The 16,909-nt window shown below is 32.9% G+C and carries 15 protein-coding genes; 7 read left to right on the top strand and 8 right to left on the bottom strand.

Annotated elements, in window-relative coordinates; translation table 11 throughout:
• Nucleotides 1-12 precede the first annotated feature (12 nt).
• Entirely contained in the window at nucleotides 13-1,041 is a 1,029-nt protein-coding gene (locus NMK29_RS01280) for a hypothetical protein (RefSeq protein ID WP_108805267.1), read from the top strand.
• 51 nt (nucleotides 1,042-1,092) lie between these two features.
• On the opposite strand, the gene lipB is transcribed toward NMK29_RS01280, so the two are convergent.
• Nucleotides 1,093-1,809 carry a lipoyl(octanoyl) transferase LipB gene (lipB, locus tag NMK29_RS01275; protein WP_108805266.1) on the bottom strand — a complete coding sequence of 239 codons (717 nt, stop codon included), beginning with the start codon at nucleotides 1,807-1,809 and terminating at the stop codon, nucleotides 1,093-1,095.
• 112 nt (nucleotides 1,810-1,921) lie between these two features.
• Here lipB and NMK29_RS01270 point away from each other — a divergent pair, with 112 nt between their 5' ends.
• Nucleotides 1,922-2,773: a hypothetical protein gene (locus NMK29_RS01270; RefSeq protein WP_108805265.1), complete on the top strand. Its 852-nt coding sequence runs from the start codon at nucleotides 1,922-1,924 to the stop codon at nucleotides 2,771-2,773.
• 81 nt (nucleotides 2,774-2,854) lie between these two features.
• Here the strand turns inward: NMK29_RS01270 and NMK29_RS01265 are convergent, their stop codons facing one another.
• The gene (locus NMK29_RS01265; RefSeq protein ID WP_108805264.1) at nucleotides 2,855-3,607 is read right to left on the bottom strand and encodes a hypothetical protein; all 753 of its coding nucleotides are present in this window, start codon (nucleotides 3,605-3,607) and stop codon (nucleotides 2,855-2,857) included.
• Nucleotides 3,608-3,645: 38 nt separating this feature from the next.
• Nucleotides 3,646-3,804, bottom strand: a complete 159-nt coding sequence (locus tag NMK29_RS01260) for a YqaE/Pmp3 family membrane protein (protein WP_081415682.1) — start codon at nucleotides 3,802-3,804, stop codon at nucleotides 3,646-3,648.
• 117 nt (nucleotides 3,805-3,921) lie between these two features.
• Here NMK29_RS01260 and NMK29_RS01255 point away from each other — a divergent pair, with 117 nt between their 5' ends.
• From NMK29_RS01255 to NMK29_RS01245, 3 genes are all read left to right on the top strand, one after another.
• Nucleotides 3,922-4,986, top strand: a complete 1,065-nt coding sequence (locus NMK29_RS01255) for a response regulator transcription factor (RefSeq protein WP_108805263.1) — start codon at nucleotides 3,922-3,924, stop codon at nucleotides 4,984-4,986.
• Between the two features lie 154 nt (nucleotides 4,987-5,140).
• A complete protein-coding gene (locus NMK29_RS01250) occupies nucleotides 5,141-5,632 on the top strand; it encodes a DUF1573 domain-containing protein (protein ID WP_108805262.1) in 492 nt (163 codons plus the stop codon).
• Nucleotides 5,633-5,739: 107 nt separating this feature from the next.
• Complete coding sequence (locus tag NMK29_RS01245; protein ID WP_108805261.1) at nucleotides 5,740-6,624, top strand: thioredoxin family protein; 885 nt, start codon at nucleotides 5,740-5,742, stop codon at nucleotides 6,622-6,624.
• A gap of 81 nt (nucleotides 6,625-6,705) precedes the next feature.
• Here NMK29_RS01245 and NMK29_RS01240 read toward each other — a convergent pair whose 3' ends face one another.
• The 3 genes from NMK29_RS01240 to NMK29_RS01230 all read right to left on the bottom strand — a co-directional run bounded on the left by NMK29_RS01240 (nucleotide 6,706) and on the right by NMK29_RS01230 (nucleotide 9,933).
• Complete coding sequence (locus tag NMK29_RS01240) at nucleotides 6,706-6,855, bottom strand: hypothetical protein (protein ID WP_159092344.1); 150 nt, start codon at nucleotides 6,853-6,855, stop codon at nucleotides 6,706-6,708.
• 182 nt (nucleotides 6,856-7,037) lie between these two features.
• Nucleotides 7,038-8,222 carry a PD40 domain-containing protein gene (locus NMK29_RS01235; RefSeq protein WP_108805260.1) on the bottom strand — a complete coding sequence of 395 codons (1,185 nt, stop codon included), beginning with the start codon at nucleotides 8,220-8,222 and terminating at the stop codon, nucleotides 7,038-7,040.
• Nucleotides 8,223-8,796: 574 nt separating this feature from the next.
• On the bottom strand, nucleotides 8,797-9,933 hold the full coding sequence (locus NMK29_RS01230; RefSeq protein WP_159092343.1) for a tetratricopeptide repeat protein: 1,137 nt from the start codon (nucleotides 9,931-9,933) through the stop codon (nucleotides 8,797-8,799).
• 548 nt (nucleotides 9,934-10,481) lie between these two features.
• Here NMK29_RS01230 and lysS point away from each other — a divergent pair.
• Both lysS and NMK29_RS01220 read left to right on the top strand, forming a co-directional pair.
• Complete coding sequence (lysS, locus tag NMK29_RS01225; protein ID WP_108805258.1) at nucleotides 10,482-12,191, top strand: lysine--tRNA ligase; 1,710 nt, start codon at nucleotides 10,482-10,484, stop codon at nucleotides 12,189-12,191.
• 145 nt (nucleotides 12,192-12,336) lie between these two features.
• Nucleotides 12,337-13,917: a hypothetical protein gene (locus NMK29_RS01220; protein ID WP_108805257.1), complete on the top strand. Its 1,581-nt coding sequence runs from the start codon at nucleotides 12,337-12,339 to the stop codon at nucleotides 13,915-13,917.
• Between the two features lie 86 nt (nucleotides 13,918-14,003).
• On the opposite strand, the gene NMK29_RS01215 is transcribed toward NMK29_RS01220, so the two are convergent.
• Together NMK29_RS01215 and NMK29_RS01210 are read right to left on the bottom strand one after the other, a co-directional pair.
• The gene (locus NMK29_RS01215) at nucleotides 14,004-15,734 is read right to left on the bottom strand and encodes an alkaline phosphatase (RefSeq protein WP_108805256.1); all 1,731 of its coding nucleotides are present in this window, start codon (nucleotides 15,732-15,734) and stop codon (nucleotides 14,004-14,006) included.
• A gap of 176 nt (nucleotides 15,735-15,910) precedes the next feature.
• Nucleotides 15,911-16,909: a type IX secretion system membrane protein PorP/SprF gene (locus tag NMK29_RS01210; RefSeq protein ID WP_027395366.1), complete on the bottom strand. Its 999-nt coding sequence runs from the start codon at nucleotides 16,907-16,909 to the stop codon at nucleotides 15,911-15,913.

The following is a 16,909-nucleotide window of genomic DNA, read 5'->3' as shown; positions in this document are numbered from 1 at the left end:
ATTTTTAAAATCATGAAAAAAGTAATAAATAATGTAATCCTTTTTAGCCTTTTACTAATTTGCACATTGGTCTCTGCCCAATCTGCACAAAAAAACTTTATCAACTACCAAGGAGTGGCCAAAAATGCTAGCGGTGATATTCTCGCAGAAGAATCAATCAATATACAAATAGCCCTAAAATTTGGAGCACCAGATATTGCTGCAAGTTATGTAGAAAACCATACAATTACTACGAATACAAATGGTGTATTTGCATTATTAATTGGTAACGGAACGCCAGTAACAGGTGACTTCGACACTCTGCAATGGGGAGGAATTGCATCTTATGTAACTGTATCCTTAAACGGAGCAGAAATTGGAACCAACGAATTAATGGCAGTTCCTTATGCTATAACATCCGGTGACACTAGATGGATTTCTAACGGAAATGATATTGAGAACATAAATAGTGGTAATGTAGGTATTGATCGCTCTCCAACCGCAAAACTGGACATCAATGGAGATCTAAAATTAGAAAATGGAACTTCTGCAAATGAAATTTCTATCGATCCAACTTTAGGAGGCAATAGCAATAATGCCATCCCAACAGAGAGAGCCGTAAAAACCTACGTTGATAATGCCACTGCAACTACTACACCCGTAGTTTTTAAAGTTAGAGGTAATGGTTTTGCTGTAAAAGATCTAGATGCCAATACAACGATAGAAACCGATATCTGGGATATCAGAACCTACGATACGCGCAACGCTTTTAATACAACTACTAAAAGATTTGTGGTTCCAGAAAGCGGATATTATTATCTACATGCCGTAGTAAGACAATCTAATACTGTTACAACTTCTTTTTTTAGAATTAGCTTTAATGTGGATACAGGTATCGATTTTACTCAAATTGTGGATGGAGACGATGTAAAAACAGATGTAAGTGGTATCTATTTCCTCAATGTTGGACAAGAAGTATTTGTATCCCTAAGAAATTTTGGAGCTGGCGACGTTAGAGTAGATGGTACTGGTAGCTGGTTCGAAGGATATAAAATCAATTAACCCCAACCTATTTGATTTGTTTAGTTTTTAGTCAAAGAAAGCCGAGGTATTTTATACTTCGGTTTTTTGGTATATCATTTCTGCTTCAAACAATTTTATAAAATGTTTCAATAATTTTTCTTTCACTTCTTCTACATTCACTTTTTCAACCCCCAATTCTACATTTAGAGATGTAACTGCTTTGTCATTAATCCCACAAGGAATAATATTATCGAAATATCCAAGATCTGCATTTACATTAAATGCAAAACCGTGCATCGTAACCCATCTACTAGCTCTAACTCCTAGCGCACAAATTTTACGAGCAAAAGGAGTACCTACATCTAACCAAACTCCTGTTTCTCCATCACTTCTCACTCCAGTAACTCCATACTCGGCTAGAGTTAGAATAACCATTTCTTCTAGAAAGCGTAAATATTTATGAATATCGGTAAAAAAATTATCCAAATCCAGAATAGGATATCCTACAATCTGTCCAGGTCCGTGATATGTAATATCACCTCCACGATTTATTTTATAAAAAGTAGCTCCTTTTTGCTTTAGTTGCTCCTCATCTAATAGTAAATTACTAATATCGCCACTTTTACCCAACGTATATACGTGTGGATGCTCTACAAAAAGAAAATAATTACTGGTATCTAGATTAGCATCTTCCCTTCTATTCTTAATTTTTGTGTCCAAGATTCCTTTAAAAAGCACCTCCTGGTATTCCCAAGTGTCCTTAAAATCTTTTAACCCTAATTCTTGTAGTTCTATCTTCTTATTCATCTATGCAAAGATACGAGATTAAAAAAGTTCTTCTCTACATTCTAAAACACTAAAAACCATCTACTTATTTATAACTATATTTGCCACCTTTTTAATATATAAACCCCAAAATATGAAGCATTCATTACTTTTAGTATTTCTTTTCATTTCCGTATTTTCTTTTGGCCAAAAAATAAAAGTCAAAAAAGGAGAAGTCTTTATTGACAAAGTAAAAGTTGCACACATTGAAAAAATAAAAGCAAAAGGACTAAGACATTTTCAGATAAGTGATTTAGACAAAAACCCTATATTTAGAGCCGGAGATTTAAAAGTAGCGTCTTTACTTTTTCATTCTGATAAGTCATATCCCTACAATGCATTTTTTAGAGATGAAGCGAAAGATACCCTATTAATAAATTCTAAACACCACTATTTTCTATCTAAGAAGAAAATCTTTAAACTTGCAATGGAGATGGGTATTTTTACTCCAGAAGGTTTTCAGACAACAAAGTTTGAAGAACTTGTTGAACAAACACCTAAAAGACCAGAAAGAATACTAAAAAAACTAGACAAAGAACGTAAACTGCTAAGTGGAAAAGAACATAGAGTAGAACGTGATTTTAATGATCTAGATATCCACTTAATAGCTTTTCCTTCTGAGAAAGCGTATAGTCAACTAAATAAAAGTATGGTTGATCAGGTAAAGTATAACATTTATATTGGTGATCCTCATGTAGAAGAAGGCGATCATACATTAATTGGTTCTGCTATTCGCGAGGTAGGTACTGTAAGTGGTGAGTACTTTTTTATCTTCAACACTAAAAAGTTCCCATTGGCCTCTTATCATTCTATGACTTTTAAGATATACGGAAACAAAAAAGAATTAGGGATTATGGATCATGATATCAAACTATCTATGGGAAGTAAAAGAAGTGAAGCCATAAAAGAAATGGTTCGCGAACTTATAAAAAGAGGAAAAATATAATCGTTTCTTATCTTAAGAATACAAAAGGTGCTGTTCTCGGAACAGCACCTTTTGTATTTATATTTTATTATTCTACAGTAATTATTTCTCTAACTCTACCTCTACATCTAATACGGTAGGGTCAGCCATATATTCTAGGAAACCAACTTCTAGTGTAAAACTCTTTCCATCCTGGCTAAACATTGCTTTTTCTGACGATATCTTCTTAATTTTTTTCGGAAAATGATAATTAATTTTATACTTAGAACTTGCTAAAAACATTTTCATTTGCTCTAAACTATCCAAGCTCATTTCTAGTTTATCCTTATCTAAGATTTTGGTAATCCTTTTAAACTTATTTTCTCCATAGGAATAAATCACTTCAGTAGGATCTTCTCCTTTAGAACCTGCCAATGGATCACCTGCAGGACCCGCTTTTTTCTGATTACCAATGGTAGATGCAGTCTTAAAACTATTAAATACATCCCCTAATTCTTCCACTTTTTTAAATTCTGAGTACAAATCGAATTTCATCTCCTTGGACTGTGGATTCATTAGCATATGCATCTTAAAACTCTCTAGTTTTTTGAGTTTTTCCTGCTCCTCCTTTGGTAATTGCGCAATACTATCTTTTTTCTCTTCTAAAAAATCTTTAAAAACTAAGGTAGAATCGATCACTTCTTCTTTTCCTTCAGTGATTTTATCACCTCCCATTTGCATAATTTCGGAACCGTCAAAATTGAAAGATATCTTTCCTGTTCCATCTTCATTAATATGTAAATCTTCAGAAAATTGGCATCCAACCAATAGAACTGCCACCAAAAATGCCTGTACTAACAGGGAAACTCTTTTCATATGTTTCGTTTTTTTAATTTTAAGAAATTAACTAAAAGTTATTTATTAGGATTATTTATGATCACCAATGCTGCTATCACACCAGGAACCCATCCACACAAAGTTAATAAAAGTACGATTATAATTGATCCGCATCCTTTATCTAAGACAGCCAATGGTGGGAAAAAAATCGATAATAAAACTCTCCAAATACTCATAAACAAAAATAGATTAAATAATATAATTATAGGTAGTCTTATATCTCATTATGTTACACCTCTATCTTAAAATTATTTTTATATTGGGTTAGTTTCTAAAAAGTTTGACATTATTCTATGAAATGGATCAAAATTATCCTTTGGATCTCCTTTTTAATCTTCTCTCCTACAATTTGGAGTCAATATCAATTTTCAGGGTATGTTGATAACAGTAATAAAGAAAGTAATGTCTATTTATCACTTATAGAAGATTACAGAAAAATGTCTGGTATCTATCCAGAACAAATTATCCAAAAAGTAATTCCGGACTCTATGGGTTATTTTGTATTTACAGAAAATAATCTCCCTACTCAAAACAGGATATATCGAATCCATACGGAAAATTGCTCTGAAGAAGACAAAGAGTCCATTCATTTTAATGGGATTTGTCTAAACAGTAAAGAAATTCTTTTTATTGCTAAAAATGAAGATACGATCTCACTCCCATTTACTATAGAAGAAGAAGTATTTTGTGAAGTTGTTTCTACTAATGAACGGAGTAATACATTTCTTAAAGTAGATTCTATTATAGAAGATATGCGGTATGCCTTTAGCTCATACCGAAGTGAAGCTAATAGAAAAGTAAATTCTAGAAAATGGTTTAATACCCTACAAGAATTCGGAAAAAGCCAGCAAGAACCATTAACAGAGTTATACATCTATTCATTCTTATCCGATAAATCTAATAATTTATATACCTATTATCTGCAGGATCTAAAGCAGAATACTTATTATGATCAATTATTAGAACGATTAGAAAAAAAGTATCCTGATAGTCCCTATGTAAAACAATATAAAACAGAGTTAGCTGCCGATAAATTTTCTGTAGAGATCACCCCAGAAAAAACTACCTCGTATTGGATCTGGATTATATTATCTTTATTAATTGGGTCCATAGCATTAAACCTTTATCTATTTCAGAGATTGAAAAAAAACAAGAACGCTAATAAGCTAACAGAAAGTAAACTTACACAACAAGAAAAAAAGATTTTAGATCTAATTCTACAAGATAAAACGAATAAAGAGATCGCTTCTTTACTATTTTTAAGCGTAAGCACTATTAAAACACATATCAACAACCTTTATAAAAAAATAGAGGTCGAAAGCCGAGAAGAAGCAAAAACACTGTATAAAAACAGGTAATTCTCATTTCTTTATTTTACACATTCTAAAATTCCATCGGGGGTCTAGTCCCTATTTCCACCTCACTTTCATTGGATTTTCGCTCACATGTCTAGAGTTTTGGTTCAGAATCAAAATTCAAAAAAAATAGTAATAACTAAAACATTCTAAAGACATGAAAACCAAGATTACTTATGTACTAGCCTCCATTATTTTCTCTTTTGCACTATTATCTTGTGGTAATCCAATCAACGATACCGCTTCCGAAACGATAGCCATGCATAATGAGGCAATTGAGAAAAAAAATAATAATACCGTTGCCGTGATGACTTTCTCAGAAACCGAATTCGATTTTGGTACTGTAGCAGAAGGTGATATTCTGGAGCATACATTTTCATTTACCAATACAGGTAATGCGCCTTTGGTTATTGTGAATGCAAAAGGAAGTTGTGGCTGTACTGTTTCTAATTGGCCAAAAGAACCAATTGCGCCTGGAGCAACCGAAAAAATGTTGGTAAAATTCAACACTAACGGTAAACCTAATCAACAGAATAAACAGGTAACGATCACAACCAACTCGGCTGTAGGAAAACAAATCCTAAAAATAAAAGCTATGGTAACTCCTAAAATTAAAAATGCTGTTAGCGGTATCCCTTTAAGCAAATAAAAAATACTATATCTCCAACCCAAGTATCATAGATAATAATCAAATTCTACAAAAACTTGGGTTGGTCATATATTATCACAAAGAATACATCCTATAATCCTACTCTAATGAAAATAATCATACAATTATTGATTTTATTATCAATTACTACACATACCTATTCACAATCATTTAATCAAGAAATAACGAACGCTAAAGGAACCTCTAATCTCACAGGGAAAATTAATTTCGAAAAATTAAACAGAGCTCCATATGGCACTTGGTTCTCTAAAAATTATGAGTCCTATACTCCTGATGAACAAATAGTAAACTCTATAAAAACAGACTTATCGAACTATACTATCAAAATATTTATGGGAACCTGGTGTGGAGATAGCAAGAGAGAAGTGCCTAAATTTTATAAAGTTCTACAAGCAGCTAACTTTCCGCTAAACAGATTAACTACAATCGCGGTAGATGCAGATCGCGAACATTACAAACAAAGTGCTGGAGGCGAACACGAAGGGTTAAACATTCATAGAGTGCCTACGTTTATTTTTTATAAAGACGGCAAAGAAGTGCAGCGGATCGTAGAATCTCCCAAGACAACCATTGAGGAAGATATTAGGGATATCCTTTCTGGAAATTATACTCCTAACTACTACTCCGTAACTAAAATGAATACTATTATTACCACAAAAGGATCTGATTTTTTATCCAAGAACTCAGAAAGTATTGTAAAGGAACTAAGAGATATTACAGAAAATATGTATGAATTAAACACCTACGCTAATGTGCTGTTTTTTGCTGGCAAACAAATAGACGCAATAGAAATACTAAAATTTAATACTGTGTTATTCCCAAAAGAAGCTGATGCATATGTAAGTTTGGCCAATAAACTAGCAATTATCAATAATCTATCGGATGCTATCCGCAACTATGAACGTTCTTTAGATTTTAATAAGGACCAAAGAATTGTGGATAAAGTCAAAGAATTGAAAAAATCACTATAGTAAAATACACTCTTATAAAAAAGAAAGTACCTATTAAGACAAAAGTAAAGCGAACTTAGTTCGCTTTACTTTTTGATTGTTTTAAAAAAGACCACAAGCTGGATGCTCTGGTAATACGCATAGACCGTTACAGCAAATGTGATCAGGAACTCCACAAAAAAAGGAATTTGGAGTCGGACATTCTCCATACTCTCCATCAAAATAGAATCCTCCGTTAATCCCTTTTTGCACAGATTTGTTTAACACCTGAATGCCGTCGATCTTAGAAATTTTTTGAACATAATATATTTGTAAAGGTTAATAACAACAATATATTATGTTTACAATTTCAATCTATGTTAATTGTTATTTTTTAACAGAAAAATCCCCTGTTTAACAATTCTTAAAGAACAGTTGGTTTTGATTATTTTCTATTAGAAAGATGTAATCTCCTCAGAAATAGGTTTGATATCCATATGTCTTTTGATCTTATGTTTAACCTTAGGCATATAATCTCTATACTTTTCTAATGAGATCATCTGTCTAAAACCATAGATATCATCTCCTCCACTACCACCTCCACGATTACTAGCAAAATATCCCATTTTGTTTTCTTCATCAATAATAAAGGTAAAATCATCTGCTGCACTATTAATTGGTGCTCCCATATTATACACTTGCCAACCAGAACGTTGTTGATTCGGTAATACCATAAAAATATCAAGACCACCAAAACCTACGTGTCCATCACTAGCAAAAAACAATTTACCTGTGTCACTCACGTGTGGAAACGTTTCTCTCCCGGCAGAATTAATAAGACCTCCTAAGTTTTCTGGAGTGCCGTAACTTCCATCTTCATTAACTGCTACTACATAAATATCTGATTTACCATAACTTCCTGGCATATCACTGGCAAAGTAAAGGTATTTACCATCTGGAGATAATGCTGGATGCGCAGTAGAGTATTCATCGCTGTTAAATGGAAGTTCTTTTACATGTTTCCATTTACCGTTTTCGTACGTTGCTTTGTATATTTTTAATAATACGCAGCCTTTGGTATTTCTTTTAAATTTTCTTTTAGAGTAATTGTTTCTAGTAAAATACACCGTTTTTCCATCTGGGCTAAAAACAGCCGAAGATTCATGAAACTTGGTATTAATAGCTCCTTTTAGTTTCTCTATTCCTTTGTCTGGAATGTTTTTACTGGTTCTGTACAAATCCAGAAAAGGTTCATTTGTTTTTTCCTGAAGTATTACGGACATAGACTTGGCATTACGAGAAGAAGCAAATACCAATTCACCTTTATAAAAACTAGGTGCATAATCCGAGTTTTTAGAATTAATCGGCAATGATTCTATGATAAAATTTGCCGAAGTACCCGATTCTGTAGACAAATCCTCTGACATAAAATTATGTCCCTTAGTCTCTAATGAGTTTTCTGAACGGATTGATGATACAGCTACCATAGGAGTAGCATTATTATTTTTTAAGTTGGCTGTTTCTAAAGAAGCATACTCGTATTGAGTTTCATTAGCTATTGCTAATTGCTTTTGTTGAGAAAATGTTGAATTCAAAAGAAAGAAAAAAACCAGCCCCAAAAGGTTTTTTTGCAATGTCATTGATTACTTTTTTGTTGGTTAAATACAACTATATTGTTAACTTTTATAAAACTATTGTATACCAGTAGACGTCCTTCTCTACTGTATTACGATAAACAAATATTTGATTTTTATAAAAATTACAATGCTGCTATCCCCATAGCATTCGTTGTACACTTTTTGTGTTACATAATGCAATGTACTGATCCTTAATTAAATAAAATGTTAAAAAAGAAGAAAATAGTTTACAATCTTAATATTGTTGTTAACAACTACAGGAAATTGCCTTTTAGAATCTTAGTTATTCTATGACTGCACAATAGCTAAGAGAAGTTTAACCCCTAAAACTAGTACCATAAAATCATTATCGAATTTCGTATGGATGTATACACTTCACCCTTAGGCTCTGCTCAGGGTTCGGAATAAACGTAATTAGAGGACTGAGCACAGCCAAAGCCCGATATTTCTTTAATAAAATACTCCTTCACAAAACAAAAAACCAGCTACAAATCAATGTAACTGGTTATTAACATTTATTTACTCTTACCCACCAATCTTTATTGGCACTCGTTACAAACGAGCGCTAGTGGGGGTTTTATTCAGAACTTTGTAAAGTTAATGGAAATGAGTATTTAACATCTACTGGCTCACCATCGGCTTTACCAGGCTCCAAAATAGGTATAGAATAAAGAATCCTAGTAATTTCATTTACAATGTATGGATTATCGTGTTGAACAAAAACATCAATAATCCTACCTGTTTTTGAGACTTTAAATCTACTTAAAATACGATGCACTCCTAACGGTAAATTAGCATACTCCATCACATTATAATCAAAATTCGTATCTACAAAATTTTTAAAATAAGTAGAAAAACACTTCTTCACCTCTTCGTTGTTTGTTAGATTTTTACAACTTTTAGGTTTTGGGTATTCTATTGATTTTTTGTCTGCTAAAATTTCACCGTTTTTAATTTTATTTGTGGATTTATTCATTCTAAGATACGCTAAGTATGTAGCAAGTGAATCCATGCGAGCATTATCCCGTATTCTTCTATTTACTATAGAATGTCCTAATATTGCATCAAAATGATTGTTTTTCTTAATCATCTGCTCATACCAAGCTTTTGCTATGCCATATTCCCCATTAAGCTCACAAGCCCAAGCGAGATGATAGGTTATCTTATCATCTTCAGGGTTATCTTCTTGGTACGTATAAAAATCTGCTTTTGCTTTTTCAAATTTCCCTTGAGACATGTATATCAATGCTCGTTGATATAGATGTTCTTTTTCATGTTTCCCTTTCCTTATCTTTTTTGATATCGAATTAAGATATTTTTCATCTACAGTATACCGAATATTGATCAGTTTTTTAGCTCTTTTGGCACTTACATACCAATAATAAGGTTGGCACTCGGTTACAAAGTAATCTTGATGTCCTGCAATAAACGCATTAAGATTTTCTGGGTTAATTTTATACTGTGAAGCAAAAGTTTTGTCATTTTTTTGAGCAAATCTTTCCTTAATAAGTATTTCTCTAAATTCCGTAGTGTATGAATTTATTTTTTTACTTAAACATTCTTCTAATACTGAATTATTCTCTTTGTTTGCTTTACCACTTTTAAACAGCTGACCTAAACAATCACAAATATCATTTTTCAAAACTTCCTGAATATCCTGACCTGATACGAGTTGAGAAATCAACACCATCAATAATAAAGTATATATCCTCATTGTACTATTCTATAATTTTCTTTAAAAAAACCAGCTACAACTTGAGACATCATAACTGATTTTTTACTATTTATCTTTTTTTTGGTAATCCCACGCTCACTCAGAACGCCACTAGTCAAAGACGTAGCGGTAGCGGTAGCGGTAGCGGTAGCGGTAGCGGGGGGGGGGCAAATATAATATGAATAAGATGATCATGAAGCTCAAATGACAGATTGTTGACAACTTGAAGAAAACACTATTCTACAACTGATTAAATCCTTAATAACAAACCTTTTTGTCAAAAAAATCCTCCTATATTATTTCTTCCTCTTTTAAATTTTACCCCGTTAAGTTTTGTTTATATAAGTATGTGTCATTACAAATCGATATGTTACCTCTACTTTTTACTTTTTTTTCAAAAAAATCTTGTTTAACCACATCAATCCTATATTTCGGTATTCAGAACCTCTATATTATTAAATAGAAAAACTAAAGCAATACTATACTTAAAAATCAATTGAAAGATTATCTCATACTTCGTATCTTTGCACGCTTAAAACGGCAGCATTATGCAATTATCAGAACAAGAACTTGTAAGAAGAGAGAAACTACACACCCTACGCGATCTAGGGATTAATCCATATCCGGCAGCTTTATTTCCGGTGGACCACACTTCTGACGATGTCAAACAGAAATATGAAGAAGGAAAAAAGGTAGTTATTGCTGGTAGGCTAATGTCTAGACGTATCCAAGGAAAAGCCTCTTTTGCAGAAGTACAAGATTCTAATGGTCGTATACAGGTGTATTTTAATAGAGATGAAATCTGTACAGGTGATGATAAAACTAAGTATAATGAGGTCTATAAAAAATTATTAGACATAGGTGATTTTATTGGTATCGAAGGAGAACTTTTTACTACACAAGTAGGAGAAAAAACTGTAATGGTTAAAGACTTTACATTATTAAGTAAAACACTAAAACCATTACCTCAACCTAGAACCGATTCTGATGGAAAAGTGTATGACGCTTTTACAGATCCAGAATTGAGATACCGTCAGCGTTATGTAGATTTAGTAGTAAACCCTCACGTTAAAGATGTATTTGTAAAAAGAACAAAGCTTTTTAACGCGATGCGTGAGTTTTTTAATACCAAAGGATATTTTGAAGTAGAAACACCTATCCTACAACCGATACCTGGTGGTGCCTCTGCACGTCCATTTATAACACATCATAACTCACTAGATATTCCTTTATATATGCGTATTGCTAATGAGTTATATCTAAAACGATTAATCGTTGGTGGTTTTGAAGGTGTCTATGAGTTTTCTAAGAACTTTAGAAACGAAGGAATGGATCGTACCCATAATCCAGAATTTACCGCCATGGAAATTTATGTAGCTTATAAGGACTACAACTGGATGATGGAGTTTACAGAAAATCTAGTAGAACATTGTGCTATCGCAGTAAACGGAACTACAGATGCTACATTTGGAGAACATAAAATCAACTTTAAGACTCCTTATGCTCGTGTAACGATGACCGATTCTATAAAACATTTTACTGGATTTGATATCACAGGAAAATCTGAAGAAGAAATTCGTGAAGCTGCTAAAGGTATGGGAATCGAAGTAGATGAGACCATGGGTAAAGGAAAACTAATAGATGAAATTTTTGGTGAGAAGTGTGAAGGAAATTACATCCAACCAACATTTATTACTGATTACCCAAAAGAGATGAGTCCTTTATGCAAAGAACATAGAGACAATCCAGATCTTACAGAACGTTTTGAACTAATGGTTTGTGGTAAAGAGATTGCCAATGCATACTCTGAGCTTAATGATCCTATCGATCAAAGAGAACGTTTTGAAGCACAATTAAAACTAAGTGAAAAAGGTGATGACGAAGCAATGTTTATCGATAACGACTTTATCAGAGCCCTAGAATATGGTATGCCTCCTACATCCGGAATGGGAATCGGTATGGATCGATTGATTATGTATCTAACTAATAACCAATCTATACAAGAGGTGCTATTCTTCCCACAGATGCGACCAGAGGTGCGAACCGCACAGGCAAATATTATAGAATCTCTTAATGATAATGAAAAAGCTATTTTTGAAATTATCAAGAAAGAACAAAGCATGCCTTTAGCTGATCTAAAAACAGCTTCTGGTTTAAGTAATAAAGCTTGGGATAAGGGTATGAAAGGACTTTCTAAGCTAGGTCTTACTAAAGTTACTAAAACAGATGATAGCCTAATCGTAGAATTGGCAGAATAAATCATTTAATTATATATGAAAGCGTGTTTATTTTAAAAATAAACACGCTTTTTCTTTTTACAAAAACTCTAAAAATTATAACCAAACACATCTGTTAACATTTTTTTAACTATTTTCGCACCTTTATTTTAAAACCCCATATTTCATGAAACAAACACTACTTTCTTGTATTGCATCACTCTTATGTACTATATCCTTTGCTCAAAGTGCCAATATAGATCGAGAAAATTTCAAGACTTCTTATGTAAACCTACCTTCTAAGCCTATCCTTGATGATAGTAAAAGAACATATTCTATAAATACAAGTTCTATAACCATCCCTGGATTTTCTAAAGTAAAAACAGGAGGAACTTTAGATATCAACTACAAATTTCACGGCACCAAAATTGGAACCGTTGATATTAAAAAAGAAAAACACGAAAAAAAGGACAAAGACGGTAAAGTATTATCTGTAAGCTACACATACACTGCCAATGTAAACTACGCATCATCTGCTACATTATCGGTTAATAACGCAACAAATGCTAACGCTTATGAAAAAAGCTATTCTGAAAGTGAAACTCATACCAGTGGAGAATTTAGCACCTATAAAAAAGCACAAGATTACTACAACAACAACCGATATAATCTAAGAGATAAATACAAAAGCAGCCACAAATCACAATTCTTAAGCTCTGCCAGAGGTCACCTTACTAGTACATATGGTTATGACATTGAATCTCATGAAAGAGAATTTTTCTGGATTCTAAGGTCTAAAAAACATCCTGAATTTGCGAAGCATCAAGAAGCATATCAAACACTACAATCTGCTTTTGAGAAAATGAAATACAATGCATCTATTGATTCTCTCAAAACCGAAGTACAACCTGTAATCGACTATTTTAATAGCGTAATCCCGAATTACCAAGGCAAGAAAAGGAAAATACGTAAAGTGCGATATGCGAGTTATTACAACATCGCTAAAATCTATTATTACCTAGATGAGCCTGAAAAAGTTAAAGAATATGCGCAGAAAATAATCGACAATGATTATGACAAAAGTGATGGTAAATACTTTAATAGAATTGCAGATCAACTGATTGAGAAGTTTAAAGCAAATGAAACAAAATCTAGACATTTTGAAGTTGTAACTGAAGACCTAAGCAATCAAGAAGAAGAAGAAGATCAGAATGATATCAGTACAGATATAGAAGTTAATCAAGCGTATTTAATAACAAAAGAAAATGACACTACCCTTGTAGACATCAAAACCTCAGATATTAGTAAAATTGCCTACAGTCTAAAAACTGTAGAATACGATCAGAACGGAAAACCTTTTGGGACTCGGGTTCGAAAAGCTAAAAAGTGTAAAGAACTTGTTTTCGTTGATGGAGATCATTACAGAAATATAAAATTCAAAGAATCTTCTATTAAAAATGGGGAGGTAGATGCTGGTCAAATGATACTTGGCGGGGCAACAGACAAACTATGCAAAGTTTTATTTGAATCTGAAAAAATAAACTTATATCTATTTAACAATAAAGAACTAGTAATTCTTCCTACAGGAAGTGAAAAAGGTAAATCCACTATGTCAACTGGTTATGTTTTTGGATTTAAAAAGAATCTTACCAAATTAGCAGAAGGATGTACCATCGTTCAAGAAAAAGTAGCAAATAAAGAGTATAAAAACAATCAAGAAGATTTACTTCGTTTCTGTAAAGAGTTAACGAACTGTAGTGTAGAATAATATCTTTTTTTTCTGATATTCTCATAAAGAAAACGCAACCTTATTTAGGTTGCGTTTTGACTAAATACTTATAAACAAAAACATTCTTAGCTATACGAAACTGTTTCCCCAACAGTTACTGTATAATTTTCAGCAGCTATGGTATTTATAAAATTCCATTGCGCCTGACTACTACTCGGTGTAAAGGTTACCTGTAAGAATCCTCTTTGGGTAGCATCCATATATTGTAAATCATCTATTAATATCTCTAAGGCTTGCTGAAAACCTGCAGCTTGATTGGCATCAACTCCTAAAAAGCCTTCGAATCCTGGAGAAGAAACCGATGATGTAGCAAACTCCACTCCTATTTCTTTCCCCGTTGCATCTTTTAATTCACTATACCAAGCATTATGTGTATCACCGGCAAGACAAACTGTTTTCTTTCCTCCTAACATAGCAAAAAGTTGCTCTCTTTCTACAAAATATCCATCCCATGCATCTAGGTTATAAGGAACAACTGTTTGCACCCTAGTAATCTCTTCTGGTGTTAGCGTCGGATCACCTGCTAAAAGCCTAGATTTTATAGCTGTCAAATCCGTTAACGCGGTTTGAAAAGCCAAAGCCGTCTCTGGAGTTGCACTTCCTAGAGCGCCTATTTCTGCCACAAGAGTTCCTATTAAAATTAAAAGCTCTGCTGGCATAAACATCTTACCCATTAATACCTGCTGACCTAAAACTTGCCAATTTGCATTACTTGCAGAAACTGCTCCAGACAACCAACTTAACTGTTCTGATCCCAGTAAAGTTCTACTAGGGTCCTGAAGTGCTGTTTGAAAAGCAACAGCATCCAATCCTGAAGTTGGACTAAAGAAATCATCGTAAGAAAGTTGTTTATCTCTTCCTATAATTCGTGTATCTAGCATATGTAAACTTAACACACTTCCAAAATCAAATGATCTATAAATCTTAGATGGATCAGTAGATCGTAATGGTAAGAATTCGCTATATACCTGTATTGCCGTTTGTTTTCTGACTTCATAAGAACCCTCAGAATCTTGATGGTTCTCTGCTCCATCTTTATATGCATCATTGGTAACTTCATGATCATCCCACACACAAATAAATGGCTTTTTTTGATGTGCTAATTGTAGTTGAGCATCACTTCTATACTGCTTATACCTTGCTCGATAATCTGTAAGTGATATAATTTCATTTGCCGGTTTATGAACTCTATCTAAAGCTACAGTATTCTCATTAGTTCCATACTCTCCTTCTCCATACTCATATATGTAATCTCCTAAATGAACAATCACATCTGCCTCCGAACTAGCCATTGCACCATACACATTAAATAACCCAGCTGCGAAGTTTGCACAAGAACAAACAGCCAATTTTACATCTGTTACCGTATCACCCACTGCAGGAAGTGTAATTGTTTCGCCAATCACAGAAGTAGTCTGCGTCTCTAACTCAAAGAATCGATAATAAAATTTACTATTAGAAGGCAATTCTTGAACATCAATTGCTACGGTATAATCCCTATCCGCTCCAGTTACAAACTCACCGCTTCTTAATACATCATCAAAATTTTGGTCTAAAGCAATTTGCCAATTAATTGTAATATTAGAACTACCAGTATTCGGAGTGAATCGTGTCCATATGATAATCTTAGAATCTGTTGGGTCAAAACTTGCTACTCCTTCAAAAAAGTTATCCGTACTAAGATCTGGAATACTGATGTCCATATCATCATCGTTATTACAGCTGATGTACATGGGAGCAATCATAAAACCTCCAGCAACTAACAAAGATTTTTCAAAAAAATTTCTTCTATTCATTGTGTGTATTTATTTTCTTTCAAAAATATTTTACCACAATAAACCTGATGTTATCCCTTCTTTAAAAAAATATCAAACTATCTTCCTCTTAATAAAAGAAGTTAACTATAATATAATGTTCTATCTGTTCTCTTTACTTTTTTTTAAAATTTCAGATAGTACAATCCTAAAGAAAATTACTCTACCCAAGGACAATAACACGCATACTTTTTTGCTCTACAAGAAAAATCTATCCCCAATGTTATTTGATGAAAACCACCATTATTAAATGTCACTGGATTTGATTGATAGGAGTAGGTATAAGCAAACATATATTTTCCAAAATTAACTCCAACAAACGGAGTAACATAATTTAAAGCCTGACTCTTTATCTCCTCTCCTTCTAAAAAATCTATGGAATCAAAACTCCTTCTGTAAGATAACCCACCCCATAGTTTCCCAAAATTCATATCACTGTAAACTTTTAAATTGAAGTCAATAGTAGATTGACCAACACCATCTCTATAAGAATATAGAATTGATGGTTCATATGAAAAAGTTTTTCCTGGACGATCAAAAACATATCCTGCGGATACTAGATAATTCCGTAGGTTATTAACTATTTGTAAATCATTGTTAACTCCGGAGTTTTTTAAAAGATTCTTTACAGTAACGTGTGTATAAAAATTATATAGGTTATAAGAAAAACCTACATCCATGTTAAATTCACTTTGGCTTATAGATCCTGGTCCTACCAAAGGATCATTGGGGTCAAATCTAGTTTGATCTAATCTATATTGAAGTATTCCAGCACTTAATCCAAAAGATAATTGATTTAAATCTACTTCGCTTCTAGAAAACATCAAATGATGTGCGTACGTAACATATCCTCCTGTTTGAGAAGTGAAACCATTTTTATCATTATACACAATTGCACCAATTCCTGATTGAGAATTACCAATTCTACCATTGTAAGCTGCAGTATATAATCCTGGACTATCTTCTTGACCTACCCAATTTCTTCTACCTGTCAATCGAACCTGAGAACAATTAGCTGCACCAGCCATAGATGGATGTAGTAAATAATAATTATCTGTAAGATAATCGGAATATATAGATAATCCTTCTTGGGCATTTCCAAATCCTATAAACAACAATGTTATCATTGTCATTAGGTATATTTTTTTAAATTTCAT

Origin of the sequence: Aquimarina sp. Aq107 (assembly GCF_943733665.1) — a bacterium.
Classification (GTDB): domain Bacteria; phylum Bacteroidota; class Bacteroidia; order Flavobacteriales; family Flavobacteriaceae; genus Aquimarina.
This window is presented reverse-complemented; position numbering and strand designations above follow the sequence as displayed.